General features: G+C 63.0%; 1 protein-coding gene. It reads right to left on the minus strand.

Annotated features, from left to right (window positions below; genetic code table 11):
- A partial coding sequence (locus tag ERX55_RS11320) for a porin family protein (protein ID WP_208001539.1) occupies window positions 1-291 on the minus strand: 291 nt, incomplete at its 3' end.
- Window positions 292-400 lie beyond the last annotated feature (109 nt).

The raw sequence follows: 400 nt of genomic DNA on the forward strand, positions 1-400 counted from the left end.
GCTGAAAACCGTGGCGCCGATGCCGGCCTCGATGTAGAAGCGCTCGCCGGTCCACCAGCGGAACATCGGAATGGCGCTGGCCTGCCACACGTGGCCGGGCGAGCGCGAGCCGTCGGCCCACCAGTACGACGCGCCCAGTTCGGGGGTCAGGTCCAGGCGGCCCCAATTTCCGCCGAACTGGTGGCTCCAGAGCGTGGGAGTTTCGTAGTTCAGCGGGACGCGCTGAGAGTGGTCGCCAATACCGTAATGCAGGCACCCCGCCCTGAGTGGGCTGCGCCTGGGCGGTGGCACATGCCAGGGCCAGTGTAACGATGCCGAACAGGGGCTTGTTTTTCTTGAGAAATTGCATGAACGCTCCAGAAAATCTGCGAAGTCGATACGCGCTAAACCTTAGCAGAAA

This window comes from Macrococcus bovicus (assembly GCF_004359575.1).
In the GTDB taxonomy this organism is placed as follows: domain Bacteria; phylum Bacillota; class Bacilli; order Staphylococcales; family Staphylococcaceae; genus Macrococcus; species Macrococcus bovicus.